The following is a 15,352-nucleotide window of genomic DNA, read 5'->3' on the forward strand; positions in this document are numbered from 1 at the left end:
CGGAAGGTTTTCAAATGCCGAAGGTTTGCTCCTCGCGCCCACAGGAAGGGAGAGGGGAGCACACCGGAAGGTTTTCAAATGCCCAAGGTTTGCTCCCCTCTCCCGCTTTGCGGGAGAGGGGCCGGGGGAGAGGGCAGGCCGACCTGCCGCGAGAGAAATTTTTAGCAGCCTTTTACCCGACGTTACCCGCGAAAAGCCGGATTCGAAGTGCCATGCAAGGCACGGCAGCCAGCAACATCGCGCATATTCGTTCAACTTGATACTAACGCGCTGACTGCGCCCGGTTTGCCAAGACAAGAAGGACCTTCCTAACATGAGCCTCCCCAATCCGTCCGTAGCCCCAGCGCGTCCCGGCCTTGCCGTGACGGGCGCAGGCATGGGCGGAGTTGGCAATCAAAGGAGGGTCCCCTTGACACATCCTGTCCCCAATCCCGGCGATGACACGACGCTTGCGGCGCGCAGCCAGCGCGCCGTCTGGCATCCGTGCACGCGCCTGCGTCCCGACGCCGCCGCCAACGAGCCGCCGCTGGCCATCGCCAGTGGCGAAGGCCCGTGGCTGGTCGACGCCGGTGGCCGCCGATACTTCGACGCTATCAGCTCGTGGTGGGTCAACCTGTTCGGCCACGCCAACCCGGCCATCAACGCCGCGCTCGTCGCTCAGCTGAACACGCTGGAGCATGTGATGCTGGCCGGCTGCACGCACGCACCGGCCGTGGAACTGGCCGAGCGTCTCGAAGCGCTGACCGGCGGCGTGCTCGGCAATGCGTTCTATGCATCCGACGGCGCATCGGCGGTGGAAATCGCGCTCAAGATGAGCTTCCACTACTGGCGCAACACGGGCCTCTCGGCCAAACGCGAATTCGTGTGCCTGCGCCACGGCTACCACGGCGAAACCGTGGGTGCGCTGGCCGTGACCGACGTCGAGATATTCCGTGATGCCTACGATCCGCTGACGCGCCGCGCCCATGTGGTGATGTCGCCCGACGCGCGCCAGGCCGGTCGTGGAGAGTCGGCCGCGGACGTAGCCAAACGCGCGCTGGCCGATCTCGAAGCGCTGCTGCGAGAGCGCGCCGGCCAGATCGCCGCGCTGATCGTCGAGCCGCTGGTGCAGGGCGCCGCCGGCATGGCGATGTACGACCCGTCGTATCTCGAAGGCGCCCGCGCGCTGTGCGACCGCTACCGCGTGCACCTGATCGCCGACGAGATCGCTGTAGGCTGCGGCCGCACCGGTACCTTCTTCGCGTGGGAACAGGCACGCGGTGGCGAGCCGGTGCCCGCGCACGCATGGCCGGATTTCCTGTGCCTGTCCAAGGGCATCACGGGCGGCTATCTGCCGCTGTCGATCGTGCTGTCGCGCCCTGAGATCCAGCGCGCCTTCGTGGCCGACGACATCGCTCGCAGCTTCCTGCATTCGCATTCGTACACGGGCAATCCGCTGGCGTGCCGCGCGGCACTGGCCACGCTGGACCTGTTCGCATCCGATGACGTGCTGGCCCGCAACCGTGAGCGCGCGCAATGGCTAGGTGCCGCGATGGCCGGCATCGCGGCCGATCCGCGCGTCGGCAATGTGCGTCAGCGCGGCATGATCTGGGCGGCCGATATCGACCCGGATGCCGCCGGGGCCGACTTTGCCGCGCACTTTCATCTGGCCGCGCGCGAACGCGGCGTGCTGGTGCGCCCGATCGGCCACACGCTCTACGTGATGCCGCCCTATGTTTTCGACGCCGAGCTGGCCAACTGGCTGGGCGAGCAATTGCTGGTCACGCTGCAGGCAGTACTGGCACCGAAGGAGGAAGCACGCCATGCTGCTTGATCATCTGAAACGCGCCGCCGCCGAGCGCGAAGCGCAATCGCTGACGCGCCGCCGTCGCATCGCCCATTCCGCCTGTGCGCCGCACCAGTCGGTTGGCGCGATCGACGCCACGCCCACGCCGCTGCTGACGTTCTGCAGCAACGACTACCTGGGCTTGGCCAACCATGCGTCCATCGCCCACGCGCTGGCTGAAGGCGCGCATCGCTATGGGGCCGGAAGCGGCGCCTCGCATCTGGTCAGCGGCCACTCGCTGGCCCATGCGCAGCTTGAGCACGAACTGGCGCGCTGGCTGGCGCCCCATATCCCGCAGGCGCAGGCGCTGTACTTCTGCACGGGATACATGGCCAACCTGGCGGTGCTGACCTCGCTCGGCACGGCGGGCGCCACGCTGTTCTGCGAAACGCTGAACCATGCGTCGCTGATCGATGGCGCGCGCCTGGCGAAGGCCGACGTGCAACGCTATCCGCACGGCGACACGCAAGCGCTGGACGCGCTGCTGCAGGCCAGCGGGAGCGAACTGAAGCTGATCGTCACCGACAGCGTGTTCAGCATGGATGGCGATATCGCACCGCTGGCGGACCTGCTGGCGCTGGCCGAGCGCCACGACGCCTGGATCATCGTCGACGACGCGCATGGCTTTGGCGTACTGGGCGGCAACGGCCGCGGCGTGCTGGAGCACCTGGGCCTGCGCTCGGAGCGGCTGATCTATATCGGCACGCTGGGCAAGGCGGCCGGTGTGGCGGGTGCCTTCGTGGCCGCGCATGAAACGATCATCGAGCACCTGGTCAACACGGCGCGCCCGTATATCTACACGACGGCGGCACCGCCCGCGGTGGCGCACGCGCTGCTGACGAGCCTGGAAATCATCGCCGGGGAAGAAGGGCATTGCCGGCGCGCGCACCTGACCGAGCTGATCGCGCAATTGCGCGAGGGGCTGGCGAAGCTGGCCGCGCAGGCGGGCTGGACGCTGGGCGAGAGCGAAACCGCGATCCAGCCCCTGATCGTTGGCGACAACGCCGCGTCGCTGGCGCTGTCCGCCGCGCTTGAGGCCGAAGGCATCCGCGTGGGCGCGATTCGTCCGCCCACGGTACCGGCCGGCACGGCGCGGCTGCGCATCACGCTGTCGGGCTCGCACACGGCGGCTGATGTGACGCGGCTGCTGGAAGCCATCGCCCGCGCCTTGCCGCAAGCGCTCAAGGAGGCCGCATGATCGCCAGCAAGCCCGATCGCTTTGCGTGCTTTGTCACCGGCACCGATACCGGCGTCGGCAAGACGCACGCCACGGCCACGCTGCTGCATGCGCTGCATGAAGCGGGGTACAGCACCGTCGGCATGAAACCCATCGCCGCGGGCGGCGAATGGCTCGATGACCGCTGGCAGAACGATGACGTCGACCAGCTGCGCGCGGCGGGCTCCGTGATCGTGCCGCAGGAAGAGATGTGCCCGTTCTTCTTCCGCACGCCGGCGTCGCCGCACCTGGCGGCCGCGCTCGAAGGAGAGCGCATCACGCGCGGCCCGATCCGTGAAGCGTTTGACGCGCTGCGGAGCAAGGCGGATGCCGTGGTGGTGGAGGGCGTCGGCGGCTTTGTCGTCCCGCTCGACGTGGGCGCGGTGCGGTGGAATACCGCCGACCTGGCCGTGATGCTGGACCTGCCCGTGATCATGGTGGTGGGTATCCGCCTGGGATGCCTGAGCCACGCGATGCTGACCGCCGAAGCGGTGCGCGCGCGTGGCCTGAAGCTGGCCGGGTGGATTGCCAACCGCATCGACCCGGACATGCTGTTGCCCACCGAGAACATCGTCACGCTGCAGGACGCGTTGGACGCGCCGATGCTGGGCGAACTGCCCTGGCAGGTTGCGCCGGCCGTCGCCGCCCAGCAACTGGACCTGAGGCCGCTGCTGAGCAGCATGGCACCGATGCCGTCCCCGAATATCGCCGCGCCGCGTCACGCCTGACCCGCGCCCGAAGAACCGAATACGTAATACGAAAATGACTCAAATCGCTGAAACCCAGACCGTCGCCACCATCTCCGCCGAATCGCTGCGCCAGTCCGCGCGCAATATTGCCGCCGCCGCACCGAAGGAAGGCGATGCCTGGCGCGTGGACGACGTGGCCGCGCTGTTTGCCCTGCCGTTCAACGACCTGCTGTTCCGCGCCCAACAGGTGCACCGCGAGAATTTCGACGCCAACACCGTGCAACTGTCGACGCTGCTGTCGATCAAGACCGGCGGTTGCGAGGAAGATTGCGGCTACTGCCCGCAGAGCGCGCACCACGACGCCGGCGTGACGGCCGAAAAGCTGATGGACCTGGAAGCCGTGCTCGACGCCGCCCGCTCCGCCAAGGCCAACGGCGCCACGCGCTTCTGCATGGGTGCCGCCTGGCGCAGCCCGAAGGACCGCCACCTGGAGCCGGTGATCGACATGGTGCGCGAGGTGAAGGCGATGGGCATGGAGACCTGCGTGACGCTGGGCATGCTCAAGGCCGAACAGGCGCAGCGTCTGAAGGATGCTGGCCTGGACTACTACAACCACAACCTCGATACCTCGCCCGAGTTCTACGGCAAGATCATCACCACGCGCACGTACCAGGACCGTCTGGACACGATCGGCCACGTGCGTGAAGCGGGTATCAACGTCTGCTGCGGCGGCATCGTCGGCATGGGCGAGGCGCGTGAGGCGCGAGCCGGGCTGATCGCCCAGCTGGCCAACATGGACCCGTACCCCGAGTCGGTGCCCATCAACAACCTGGTGCAGGTGGAGGGCACGCCGCTGGCGGGCACCGAAGCGCTGGACCCGTTCGAGTTCGTACGCACGATTGCCGTGGCACGCATCACGATGCCGCGCGCGATGGTGCGCCTGTCCGCTGGCCGCGAGGTCATGGACGAAGCGTTGCAGGCGCTGTGCTTCATGGCCGGCGCCAATTCCATTTTCTATGGCGAGAAGCTGCTGACGACCGGCAACCCGCAAGCGGAGCGCGATCGCGCGCTGCTTGCGCGTCTCGATATCCGCGCCGAGGGTTACGCGGGATAAGGGACGTACCACAGCCGTTCTGAAGGAGCCTGGCTCGCCTCGACCGGAGACAAAGGGAGGAGCCATGTTCAATAAGATCCTGATCGCCAACCGTGGCGAGATTGCCTGCCGTGTGGCGGCCACGTGCCGCCGGCTGGGTATCCGCACGGTGGCCGTTTATTCCGATGCCGACGCGGACGCGCGGCACGTCGCGTTCTGCGACGAGGCCGTGCATATCGGCGGTGCGGCCGCACGCGACAGCTACCTGCGTGCGGACCACATCATCGAGATGGCGAAGGAAACCGGCGCCCAGGCCATTCACCCTGGGTACGGCTTCCTGTCCGAGAACGAAGACTTCGCGCGCGCCTGCGCCGAGGCCGGGCTCGTCTTTATCGGCCCGCCGGCTGATGCCATCCACGCGATGGGCAGCAAGAGCGCGGCCAAGCAGTTGATGGAAAAAGCCGCGGTGCCGCTGGTGCCCGGCTATCACGGCGAAGATCAGGACGCCGGGCTGCTGCGCCGCGAGGCCGACCGCATCGGCTATCCGGTGCTGCTCAAGGCCAGCGCCGGCGGCGGTGGCAAGGGCATGCGCGTGGTGGAAGCGGGCGATGGCTTCGAGGCCGCGCTGGCATCGGTCAAGCGTGAGGCATCGGCCAGCTTCGGCGACGACAAGGTGCTGGTTGAGAAATACCTGACGCGCCCGCGCCATATCGAAATCCAGGTGTTCGCCGATACGCTCGGCAATTGCGTCTACCTGTTCGAGCGCGATTGCTCGGTGCAGCGCCGCCATCAGAAGGTGCTTGAAGAAGCGCCCGCGCCGGGTATGACCGAGGAGCGACGCCGTGCGATGGGCGAGGCCGCCGTGGCCGCCGCGCGCGCGGTGGGCTATGTGGGCGCCGGTACGGTGGAGTTCATCGCCAATCAGGACGGTTCGTTCTACTTCATGGAGATGAACACGCGCTTGCAGGTCGAGCACCCGGTCACCGAAATGATCACCGGGCAGGATCTGGTCGAATGGCAACTGCGCGTGGCCGCCGGCGAGCCGCTGCCGCTGATGCAGGAGCAGCTAAAGATCGATGGCCACGCGCTCGAAGCGCGGATCTATGCCGAGAATCCGGACAAGGGCTTTCTGCCGTCGACGGGCACGCTGCGCTTTCTGCGCACGCCGCCGGCCGTGCAGTTCATGCGCGGCGGCGACGCCCACGGACCGGCCGGCGTGCGGATCGATGCTGGCGTGCGAGAGGGCGACACGATCAGCCCGTTCTATGACCCGATGATCGCCAAGCTGATCGTCTGGGGCCGCGACCGCGACGAGGCGCTGTCGCGCATGGCGCAGGCACTGGCCAACTATCACGTGGTTGGGCTGTCCACCAACGTGGCGTTCCTGCAGCGGCTGGTGAAGTCCGAGGCGTTCCGCACGGCGGACCTCGATACCGGCCTGATCGAACGCAACCAGACCGTGCTGTTCCCGCCGCAGAAATCGGTGGGTATCGAAGCCATCGCGCTGGCCGTGGCCGCGCTGCTTGAACGCGAGGCGCGTGAGCGCCGCGTGGACGAGGCCGACCGTCATTCGCCGTGGACGCACGCGGGCGGCTGGCGGCTCAATGGGCGGGACACCCGCACGCTGTATTTCGAAGGCGCGGGCCACAAGCTCGAAGTGGTGCTCAAGGGCGATGCGCGCGACACCCGCCGCAGCACGCTGATCTACGCCGACCAGGCCGCGCCGTTCGCCTACACGTTCAACGCCGACGACATCCGCGTGGACCTGGGCACGCGCCGTACGCATGGCCAGGTGCATGTGGAAGCGGATACCTTCCATGTGTTCCATGCGGGCCGCCATACGGTGCTGGAATGGCTCGACCCGCTTTCCCACGCCGCGGAATCGGAAGGCGAGGGTGGCAAGCTGACCGCGCCGATGCCGGGCAAGGTCATCGCCGTGATGGTGGCACCGGGCAGCAAGGTCACACGCGGGACTCCGCTGCTGGTGATGGAGGCGATGAAGATGGAGCACACCATCGCCGCCCCGGCCGATGGCGTGGTCAGCGAGGTGCTGTACGGCGTGGGCGAGCAGGTCGCCGAAGGCGCCCAACTGCTGGCCTTTGCGGTGGAAGAGTCGGCCACTGCGTGACGTCTTGCGCCCCTCTCCCATTGCATGGGAGAAGGGCGCAAAACCAGCCGGCCTCCATCCCCTTGGCGGTAATCGCACAGCCGGGCTACGGCGCCGGGGAAAGCGCGCATAATCGTTGGCCTAACCCGCAAAACATAACAATGGAGTCGAGATGAAGTTGCAGCTGTACGTGCCGGATGGCCGCTATGCGCCTTGGATCGAGGGCTTTGCCGAGGTGTTGCCTGAAGCGCAATGCCTGACGTGGGAAGAGAGCCAGGGCCAGAGCGTGGACTACGCCGTGGTATGGCGTCCGCCACTGGAAATGCTGCGCGGCCGCACCGACGTGAAAGCCATCTTCAATCTCGGCGCCGGTGTCGACGGCATCCTGGGCCTGCGCGACAAGGACCCCGAAGCGCTGCCGGCCGGCGTGCCGATCGTGCGCCTGGACGATGCCGGCATGGCCGCCCAGATGGGTGAGTACGTCACCGCCGCCGCGCTGCGCTACTTCCGCAAGCTCGATGCCTACGACGTGCAGGAGAAGGCCGGCACGTGGAAGTTCCTGAAGCCGCATCGCCGCGCCGATTTCACGATCGGCGTGATGGGCATCGGCACGCTTGGTTCGCATATCGCGCGCACGCTGGCCAGCTTCGGCTTTCCGGTGCGCGGCTGGAGCCGTTCGGCCAAGACCGTCGATGGCGTGCTGTCGTTCCACGGCGACGCGGGTCAGGTCGCGTTCCTGGACGGGCTGAAGGTGCTGGTCAACGTGCTGCCGCTGACGCCCGAGACCGAGGACATCATCGACACGAGCCTGCTGTACAAGCTGTCCAAGGGCGCCTACGTAATCAACGTGGCGCGCGGCCAGCACCTGGTGGAAGCCGACCTGCTGGCGGCCGTGCAGGATGGCCAGATCGCCGGTGCCACGCTCGACGTGTTCCGCAACGAGCCGTTGCCAGCCGACCACCCGTACTGGCAGGAGCCGCGCATCACGATCACGCCGCATATTTCCGCGCTGACGCTGCGCGAAGACAGCATTGCCCAGATCGCCGGCAAGATCCGTCTGCTGGCCGAGGGCAAGCCGATCGCCGGTGTGGTCGACCTGCAACGCGGTTACTGACCGGCGCCCCGCGTCGGTCAACGAGGAGGCAACCATGACAATTCCCCAATACGTAAAGATCGTCGAAGTGGGACCGCGTGACGGCCTGCAGAACGAGAAGGCGATGGTGCCCACCGACGTCAAGGTCGCGCTGATCAACAAGCTGACCGACGCCGGCTTCGTCAACATCGAGGCGGCATCGTTCGTATCGCCGAAATGGGTACCGCAGATGGCCGATGGCGCCGAAGTCATGGCGCGCATCGAGCGCCGGCCCGGCACGCTGTACTCGGTGCTGACGCCAAACATGAAGGGTTTCGAAGGCGCCGTCGCGGCCAGTGCCGATGAAGTGGTGATCTTTGGCGCCGCCAGCGAGGCGTTCTCGCAGAAGAACATCAACTGCTCGATTGCCGAATCGATCGCGCGCTTTGAACCCGTGGCCGCGGCAGCCAAGGAAGCCGGCATCCGGCTGCGCGGCAGCATCTCGTGTTCGCTTGGCTGCCCGTACCAGGGCGAGGTGTCGGTTCACGCCGTGGTCGACGTGGTGCGTCGCATGCGCGAGCTGGGCTGCGACGAGATCGACATCGCCGACACCATTGGCGTGGGCACGCCGGTCAAGGTGCAGGAAGTCATGCGCGCCGCGTCGGCCGAATTTGCAATCGACCGGTTGTCGGGCCACTTCCACGATACCTACGGCCAGGCGCTGTCGAACATCCTGGCCAGCCTGGAGGTGGGGATCGCGGTTTTCCACGCATCGGTGGCGGGCCTGGGTGGCTGCCCCTATGCCAAGGGCGCTACCGGCAACGTGGCCACCGAAGACGTGCTGTACATGCTGCACGGCATGGGCCTGCACACGGGTATCGATCTGGAAGCCGTGGTGCGCGCGGGCGACTATATCTCGCAGGCCATCGGCCGCGCCAACAGCTCGCGCGTGGGCAAGGCGCTGCTGACCAAGTGGGCGGCAGCGGCCGACGCCACGGTCTGTGTCTGAACCAGGAGAACAACAAGCATGAGCGAGACTTCCGCGCTTCCTGAATCCGCACAGCGTGTGGCCGAACTGCTGGCCGGTATCGGCCACGATCGACCGGTTGTGATGCTGCCGGCCACCGGCAAGACCTCGGCCGAAGCGGCAGCGGGCCTGGGATGCTCCGTGGCCGAGATCGCCAAGTCGATCATTTTTCGCCGTGTGAAAGACGACGTGCCGGTGCTGGTGATCGCCAGCGGCAGCAATCGTGTGGACGAAGCGAAGGTTGCCGCGCGCGTCGGTGCGCTGGGCAAGGCCGATGCCAGGTTCGTGCGCGAAAAGACGGGCTATGCGATTGGCGGTGTCTGCCCGATCGGGCATGCGGTGAAGCCTGTGATGCTGCTCGATGCAGATCTTTTTCTGTACGAGAGCGTGTGGGCGGCGGCAGGCCATCCGCACGCGGTGTTCAACCTGACGCCGCATCAGTTGCAGGCCATGACCGGCGCGGAAGTGGCCGACGTGGCGCAAAACCAGGCGCAACCGCAGGGCCAGGCATGACCCCGGCCCGCCGCCGTCTGCTGGCTGACATGGTGCGTGGCGCGGCGGCGGCGCAGATCGTCTCGCCGGTGCCTTCGCCCTGCCGCAGCGTTTGCAAGATGGATCGAGACAGCGGCTTCTGCGAGGGGTGCCTGCGCACCATCGAGGAGATTGCCGGGTGGTCTGGCGCCGACGACGCCGAACGGCGGCGTGTGTGGGCGTTGCTGCCGGCGCGCGTGCCGCAACTCTGCGAGGGCAGCGCCGCATGAGCGCCATGCCATTGCCCGCATCGATGCGCGTGTTCGAACGCGGCTGGCTGTCGGCCAACAACGTCCTGTTCATCGACGATGCCACGCAGGACACCGTGCTGGTCGATACCGGCTACGTTTCTCATGCCGCGCAAACGGTGGCGCTGGTGGAAGCGGCACTGCAGGGCCGGCCCTTGCGGCGCGTGATCAACACGCACCTGCATTCCGATCACTGCGGCGGCAACGCGGCGCTGCAGCAGCGCTGGCAACCGCGCACGGCCATTCCGGGCGCCGAGGCCGCGGCCGTGGCGGCCTGGGATGCCGACGCGCTGAGTTTCGATGCCACCGGCCAGCAATGCGCGCGCTTCACGTTCGACGATGTACTGCACGACGGCGACACCGTACGGCTCGGCGGCATCGACTGGCTGGTCATTGCGGCACCGGGCCACGATCCACATGCGGTGATGCTGTTTGCGCCGGGTGAGCGCATCCTGATTTCCGGCGATGCATTGTGGGAGAACGGCTTTGGCGTGATCTTTCCCGAACTGGATGGTGAAAGCGGATTCGCCGAGCAGGCCGCAATCCTGGAGCGGATCGACGCGCTCGACGTCAAGTTGGTGATCCCCGGTCACGGCCGTGTCTTCGACGATGTGTCGGGCGCGATGACGCGTGCCAGAAGCCGGCTGGACCATCTGCAAGGCGATCCGCTGCGCAATGCCACGCATGCGGTTCGCGTGCTGGTGAAATTCAAGTTGCTCGAAGCGCAGTCGCTGTCGCGCGATGCGCTGTTCGCGTGGTTCCGCGCCACGCCGCTGATGCAGCGCATCCATGCGCGTTTCATGTCCGCGCTGACGCTAGACACCGTGTTCGACCAGACGCTGCAGGCGCTGGAAAAAGTGGGCGCGCTGCAGCGCGATGGCGACCTCGTGATCGACCGGGGCTGACCATGCAGCCGCTGCGCAGCCAGGACTTCCAGCTCAGGCCGTTTCGGGCCAGCGATGAGGCGCAGTTCGTGATGGCCGTGCGCGAATCGATGTCGACGGTGGGGCTGTGGATGCCCTGGGCGCGTCCGGACTACGGCGTGTATGACGCGCGTGAGTGGTTCGACCGGTGCACCGCCATGATGGATGAAGGCGCGGCGTATGACATCGGCGTGTTCTCGCCCGACGGCCGCGAGCTGTACGGCGGGGTGGCGATCAACCAGATCCGCCGTGAAGACAACCTTGGCAACCTGGGCTACTGGATTCGGCAGAGCCAGCAACACCGTGGCCTGGCAACGGGCGCCGCGGCGATGATGGCATGCCACGGCTTTCACGCGCTGGGGCTTACGCGCCTGGAGATCGTGGCAGTCGAGACCAACCTCGCAAGCCGCGCCGTCGCCGAGAAGATCGGTGCCGAGTTCGAATGCATAGCCCGCAACCGCCTGATCCTGCGCGGCCGGCCCGTGGCGGCGGCGGTGTATTCGCTGGTGCCCGAGTCATTTTCGATGAGTCGATAGCGCGTCAAGTCGTGGTCGCCTCTCGCCCGTTTGCGCGAGAGAAGCCGGGGGAGAGGGGCGGCGCATCAAGCTGCGACATCGGCAGTCTGGACGCCATGCCCTCTCAATGCCGAGAGATCAGAACTGCGTACGCATCCCGATCCTGACACTGCGGCCCGGCAGCGGCGCGATATCGCGCAGGATCGACGTCGCGCTGCGTGCCTCGGTGTTGGTGAGGTTGTCGCCGCGCACGTAGAACAGCGTCTGCGTACCGGACAGCTTCATCTTGTAGGTCAGCGCGATGCCGAGCATCGTGTAGGCATCGGTCGGCGTGTCGCCCGTGGGCACACGGCTCTGGCGCGCGTTCCAGTCGACGTTGATGCGCGCGCCCCACGGGCCGGCCGCATAGACCAGCGATCCACCCAGGCGTAGCGGCGACAGGCGTGGCAGCGGTTCGCCGTTGCTGCGGTTCTCGCCGTGGACATAGTCGGCGCGCGCCTCGAAATCGAGCGAATCGCTGGTGGTCAGCATCTTCTGAAGCAGGCGCGTCTTGCCCTCGGCTTCAAAGCCATACAGCGTGGCCGGCACACCCAGGTACTGCAGCTCGGGCAGCGCGCCTTCGCTGCCTGCCGCCACGACATTGCCTTCGCTGTCGCGGAAGGTGCCCGTGTTCAGCAACGCCAGGTAATTCTGGAAGCGGCTGTAGTAGCCCGACACGCTGCCGCTGTGATTGCCCTGCTTGAAGCGCATGCCCAGGTCGATCGATGTCGCGCGTTCCTTGCTGGCGTTCGGGTCGCCCACTTCGAACGATCCGGTGGCCAGGTGCGGCCCGTTGGCATACAGCTCGTAGAACGTGGGCGCTCGCTCGGTGTACGACAGGTTCGACGTGACCGTCCACACCGGGTTGAGCTTGTAGAGCAGGCCGGCCGATGCACTACCGGCGTTGAAGCTGCGCTCGGCATCGCTGAACCGGTCGTTGCCGTTGGCACTGGCCTTGACCTTGCTGTGATCCAGGCGGCCGCCGAAGTTCAGCTTCAGGTCGCCGGACGAAATCAACGGCAGTTCTTCGAACACGAATAGCGCGGCGTTGTCGGTGGCCGTGCTTGGCACGAAGGCTTCCTCGCCCAGCGCCGAGAAATCGGTATGGCCGAACTGCGTGCCGATCACGCCGGTCATGTTGCCGATCTTGCCGTGCGTGGCTTCCAGGCGCGCGTCCCAGCCGTGGTTCTTGAACGTGGTGCCGGTTACGCCGTCCTCGATCTCGCGGTGCTCGTAATCGGTGTAGCTGAACTTGCCCTTGACCGATTCGAAGATGCCGTTGGTGGCGCCGGCCAGGTTGCGCGACTCGCCTTCCAGCGCAAAGCGGTCCTGGCGCATCTTGATGCGCGCATCGGCCTCGGCGGGCGTGCCGTAGTCGTTGCGATAGGTTGACCAGTTGGCGCCCACGAAGCCGTCGGCCCACGTGTACGAGCCGCCCATCGAGCCGCCTTCCTGGTGGGCGTTGGTGTTCGGAATCTTGCCGTATGCCTCGGTTTCGCCTTCAGGCAGCGGTTGCGTCGCGCGCAGGCTTCCGCTGCGTGCATATCCCGGGATGCGCAGGTCGCTGGTTTGACGCACGAAGGCATCCGCGTGCACCGCGAACTTGCCGTTGCCGGCCTCCAGCAGGCCGCTGGCGTTGCGGCCCTTGTCGCCGCCAATCGTTCCGCTGACGTCGGCCGCGCCGGTCACGCCGGTGATCGGGTCGCGCGGAATGCGGTTGTCGATTACGTTGACCACGCCACCCACGGCATTGCCGCCATACATCAGCGCGGCGGGGCCACGCACCACCTCGATCTTTTCCGCGACGAGCGGATCGATAGGCACGGCGTGGTCATAGGACAGCGTGGAGGCATCGAGCGTCGAGCCGCCGTTCTGCAGCACCTTGATGCGGTCGCCGTCCAGACCGCGAATGGCGGGCCGGCTGGAATTGGGGCCGAAGTAGGTGGACGTGACGCCCGGCATGCTGTTCAGCGTTTCACCCAGCGTGCTGGCCTGGCGAACGGTCAGCGCATCGCCGCCCAGTGTGGAAACCGGCGCGACCATGTCATTGAGATCGCTGCCGAGCGGGTTGGCGGTGACCACCACTTCCTTCAGCGTCGGGGCGGAGGGCTGTGCGACGGCGGCCGGTGCCGCGGCGGGGGCGGCGTCCGGTGTGGATGCCTGGGCGAAGGCATGCGAGGACAGACCAGCGGTGATCAATGCGGCAAGCGCCGCCAGCGGGGTGCGGCGCACCACCAGAGTACGGTTGGAGTTCGAGTACATGGCTCGCGATTCGAATTCGGTTTGGGCGAGCGCAGCCACGTCAACGCGCGGCGCGCCCGTGTCAGGCGTGCGCGGGCGCGTGGCATGAGTCCACGCGTCCGGCTGTCGTCAGGCGAATGCGAATGCGGCCGGGGGCGCGCGGGAATGGAAGGGGCGCGCCGATGGCAGGTCGGGCCAGCGGTACGCCAGGCTGGCCGGCTTGACCGGCTTGCCGAAGGCGAGCGACGGCAGCGTGAAGCCGCCGGTGTCCGTGTCGGCCAACGTCGCGCCATCGAACAGCACGCACGAGTGGAGGCCGAGTTTCAGGGAAAACGGTTCGCCGTGGCCGGCGTCGGATTCCGTGGATTCGATGGAGACGGCGGATGCCGCGACGCTCGAAAGTCCGCCGTGCAGCACGCGGTGCACCAGACCCGCATGCTGCGCCAGCAGCAGGCAGGCCACGAGCCACAGCGCCGGCCATAGGCCGATGCCGCGCGCGCGCCAGCGGGACAGGAGCGGGAATTCAGTGCGCATGTCCGCAAGCGCACGGATCGTCGCCGTGATCGTGATCGTGATCGTGCGCGTGGTCGTGTTCGTCGTCGAATGCGTCGCCCCAGTCCGGGAACGGATCGGGGTAGGCCGCCCAGGCCTCGGGGCCGGCCGCCATTTCCGCATCGGTCAGCAGGCAGGCATCGAGGCGCGCTTCCAGCTCGGGCACGTCCAGGTCCGCGCCGATCAGCACCAGTTCCTGGCGGCGGTCGCCGTATTCGGCGGGCAGGCCGTCTTCGAGCAGATCGGCTTCAATGGCAGCGCGGGCCAGGCCTTCGGCCGGCCATTCTTCGGCGTTGATTGCGGCCCACCATGCGCCGGCCGCGCCGGGGCGGCATACGCCGCCGGCCTGGCTCCAGTCGCCGGCAATGTCCATGCGGCTGGCCAGCCAGAACAGGCCCTTCGAGCGCAGCACGTCGCCGTGCTCGCGCATCCATTCGGTGTGAATCAGGTCGGCAAAGCGTTGCGGATGAAATGGGCGGCGGCGGCGATAGACCAGCGTGGCGATGCCAGCGGCATCGGGCACGGCGTCGCCTTGCAGCGCAGCCTGCCATCCGGCCGCGTTCGGGGTGGCTTCCATGTCGAAGCGGCCCGTGCCGAGAATCTGTGCGGCGTGAACGTTGCCGTGGCTGGCGTCGATGACGGTGGCGCGCGGATTGAGCGCGCGCAGCACGACATGCAGGCGGCCCAGCTGGCCGGCGTCGACGAGGTCGATCTTGTTGATGACCAGGGCGTCGCAGACTTCGATCTGCTCGATCAGCACGTCCACTACGGTGCGGTCGTCCTCATCGTGAGCGGCCAGGCCGCGCGCCGACAGGAAGTCCGCGTCGTGAAAATCTTTCAGGAAGCGGCTGGCATCGACCACGGTCACTAGCGTGTCCAGATGGGCCACGCCGGGCGCCTGTTCGCCGTGCGCGTCTTCGAATGCAAAGCCTTCGGCGATACCCAGCGGCTCGTCGGTCGGATCGGCCTCGATCACCGCGAAGTCGTACTGGCCGGTCTGGGCCAGCCGGTCTACTTCGGCCAGCAGGTCGGCACGGCTGTCGACCACCGCCACGCGCGCGCCAGGCTGCGACATCAGCTGATGCAGCACGGTGGTCTTTCCGGCGCCGGTGAATCCGGATAGCACGGTGACGGGCAGGCGAGCGGCCATGATGGAAGACGGTGGTTATTGCAACAAAGTTGCGACTGTAACAGAAAGCTGGCGGCGGCAACAGCGCGCCGGCCTTTCGCAATGGTAGTGCCGTAGCCATGACGCCACAAAGGCAATTACGTCA

At 67.0% G+C, this 15,352-nt stretch carries 14 protein-coding genes; 11 read left to right on the forward strand and 3 right to left on the reverse strand.

Going from position 1 to position 15,352, the window contains the following annotated elements:
- Nucleotides 1-409: 409 nt before the first annotated feature.
- The 11 genes from bioA to AC3FLX_RS11030 all read left to right on the forward strand — a co-directional run bounded on the left by bioA (nt 410) and on the right by AC3FLX_RS11030 (nt 11,267).
- Nucleotides 410-1,813, forward strand: a complete 1,404-nt coding sequence (gene bioA / locus AC3FLX_RS10980) for an adenosylmethionine--8-amino-7-oxononanoate transaminase (protein WP_488696408.1) — start codon at nt 410-412, stop codon at nt 1,811-1,813.
- On the forward strand, nt 1,803-3,023 hold the full coding sequence (bioF, locus tag AC3FLX_RS10985; RefSeq protein ID WP_488696410.1) for an 8-amino-7-oxononanoate synthase: 1,221 nt from the start codon (nt 1,803-1,805) through the stop codon (nt 3,021-3,023). Before bioA ends, bioF begins: the two co-directional genes overlap by 11 nt.
- Nucleotides 3,020-3,769: a dethiobiotin synthase gene (gene bioD, locus AC3FLX_RS10990; protein ID WP_488696412.1), complete on the forward strand. Its 750-nt coding sequence runs from the start codon at nt 3,020-3,022 to the stop codon at nt 3,767-3,769. Before bioF ends, bioD begins: the two co-directional genes overlap by 4 nt.
- Nucleotides 3,770-3,803: 34 nt before the next feature.
- A complete protein-coding gene (gene bioB / locus AC3FLX_RS10995; RefSeq protein ID WP_488696414.1) occupies nt 3,804-4,844 on the forward strand; it encodes a biotin synthase BioB in 1,041 nt (346 codons plus the stop codon).
- A 64-nt stretch (nt 4,845-4,908) separates the two neighbouring features.
- Nucleotides 4,909-6,951, forward strand: coding sequence for an acetyl/propionyl/methylcrotonyl-CoA carboxylase subunit alpha (locus tag AC3FLX_RS11000; protein ID WP_488696416.1), 2,043 nt, complete (start codon nt 4,909-4,911; stop codon nt 6,949-6,951).
- Between the two features lie 151 nt (nt 6,952-7,102).
- A complete protein-coding gene (locus AC3FLX_RS11005) occupies nt 7,103-8,044 on the forward strand; it encodes a 2-hydroxyacid dehydrogenase (protein ID WP_488696418.1) in 942 nt (313 codons plus the stop codon).
- 34 nt (nt 8,045-8,078) lie between these two features.
- Nucleotides 8,079-9,011, forward strand: a complete 933-nt coding sequence (locus AC3FLX_RS11010) for a hydroxymethylglutaryl-CoA lyase (RefSeq protein ID WP_488696419.1) — start codon at nt 8,079-8,081, stop codon at nt 9,009-9,011.
- Between the two features lie 18 nt (nt 9,012-9,029).
- Complete coding sequence (locus AC3FLX_RS11015; protein WP_488696420.1) at nt 9,030-9,542, forward strand: YbaK/EbsC family protein; 513 nt, start codon at nt 9,030-9,032, stop codon at nt 9,540-9,542.
- A complete protein-coding gene (locus tag AC3FLX_RS11020; RefSeq protein ID WP_488696421.1) occupies nt 9,539-9,790 on the forward strand; it encodes a DUF1289 domain-containing protein in 252 nt (83 codons plus the stop codon). The genes AC3FLX_RS11015 and AC3FLX_RS11020 overlap by 4 nt, the downstream gene beginning before the upstream one ends.
- Nucleotides 9,787-10,713 carry an MBL fold metallo-hydrolase gene (locus AC3FLX_RS11025; RefSeq protein WP_488696423.1) on the forward strand — a complete coding sequence of 309 codons (927 nt, stop codon included), beginning with the start codon at nt 9,787-9,789 and terminating at the stop codon, nt 10,711-10,713. Before AC3FLX_RS11020 ends, AC3FLX_RS11025 begins: the two co-directional genes overlap by 4 nt.
- Before the next feature lie 2 nt (nt 10,714-10,715).
- Nucleotides 10,716-11,267, forward strand: coding sequence for a GNAT family N-acetyltransferase (locus AC3FLX_RS11030; protein ID WP_488696425.1), 552 nt, complete (start codon nt 10,716-10,718; stop codon nt 11,265-11,267).
- A 117-nt stretch (nt 11,268-11,384) separates the two neighbouring features.
- Here the strand turns inward: AC3FLX_RS11030 and AC3FLX_RS11035 are convergent, their stop codons facing one another.
- The 3 genes from AC3FLX_RS11035 to AC3FLX_RS11045 all read right to left on the reverse strand — a co-directional run bounded on the left by AC3FLX_RS11035 (nt 11,385) and on the right by AC3FLX_RS11045 (nt 15,228).
- Nucleotides 11,385-13,547 carry a TonB-dependent receptor gene (locus AC3FLX_RS11035; RefSeq protein WP_488696427.1) on the reverse strand — a complete coding sequence of 721 codons (2,163 nt, stop codon included), beginning with the start codon at nt 13,545-13,547 and terminating at the stop codon, nt 11,385-11,387.
- A 108-nt stretch (nt 13,548-13,655) separates the two neighbouring features.
- Nucleotides 13,656-14,060 (reverse strand): hypothetical protein, encoded by a 405-nt coding sequence (locus AC3FLX_RS11040; protein WP_488696429.1) that lies wholly within the window; start codon nt 14,058-14,060, stop codon nt 13,656-13,658.
- Complete coding sequence (locus tag AC3FLX_RS11045) at nt 14,050-15,228, reverse strand: GTP-binding protein (protein WP_488696431.1); 1,179 nt, start codon at nt 15,226-15,228, stop codon at nt 14,050-14,052. Before AC3FLX_RS11045 ends, AC3FLX_RS11040 begins: the two co-directional genes overlap by 11 nt.
- Nucleotides 15,229-15,352 lie beyond the last annotated feature (124 nt).

This window comes from Cupriavidus sp. 291-E7, from assembly GCF_057798835.1.